Annotated in this window: 1 pseudogene; it reads right to left on the reverse strand. The window is 38.4% G+C overall.

Annotated features, from left to right (window positions below):
* Positions 1-1,054, reverse strand: a pseudogene (locus tag RMZ41_RS31935) (hypothetical protein); the annotation flags it as partial.

The following is a 1,054-nucleotide window of genomic DNA, read 5'->3' on the forward strand; positions in this document are numbered from 1 at the left end:
GTGCCTGTCAGAGAGAATTTATAGTAATCAACTGTGTCTACATTCCCGACAAATTCTTTGAAACTCTTAGTACCAGTCAGAGTGCCAATATTATAAGCAGTGCTGAGTGTACTACCTGGATCTGTGGCAATGGAAGGAGGTGCAGATGTGGCAGATAATTGTAGGGAATAGTTGGAGTTGACGTTGCTGGAGCTTTGAGTGATTCCAATATAATAATTTCCGGTTCCTAATGTTGTAGTAATTTGACCGTTTCGACCGGAACCAGCATAATCAGAGTAAAGTTGTTCTCCACTTTCAATCAATCCATTATTATTACTATCGTAATAGATGAATGCATTGACATAGTTTTGAGTTACTCCACTCAAAAGCAAAGTAATATTATTCGTGCCTGTCAGAGAGAATTTATAGTAATCAACTGTGTCTACATTCCCGACAAATTCTTTGAAACTCTTAGTACCAGTTAGAGTGCCAATATTATAAGCAGTGCTGAGTGTACTACCTGGATCTGTGGCAATGGAAGGAGGTGCAGATGTGGCAGATAATTGTAGGGAATAGTTGGAGTTGACGTTGCTGGAGCTTTGAGTGATTCCAATATAATAATTTCCGGTTCCTAATGTTGTAGTAATTTGACCGTTTCGACCGGAACCAGCATAATCAGAGTAAAGTTGTTCTCCACTTTCAATCAATCCATTATTATTACTATCGTAATAGATGAATGCATTGACATAGTTTTGAGTTACTCCACTCAAAAGCAAAGTAATATTATTCGTGCCTGTCAGAGAGAATTTATAGTAATCAACTGTGTCTACATTCCCGACAAATTCTTTGAAACTCTTAGTACCAGTTAGAGTGCCAATATTATAAGCAGTGCTGAGTGTACTACCTGGATCTGAGGTAATGGAAGGAGGTGTAGATGTGGCAGATAACTGTAGAGAATAGTTGGAGTTGACGTTACTGGAGCTTTGAGTGATTCCAACATAATAATTTCCGGTTCCTAATGTTGTAGTAATTTGACCGTTTCGACCGGAACCAGCATAATCAGAGTAAAGTTGTT

This window comes from Nostoc sp. DedVER02 (assembly GCF_034530675.2).
Taxonomy (GTDB): Bacteria; Cyanobacteriota; Cyanobacteriia; order Cyanobacteriales; family Nostocaceae; genus Nostoc.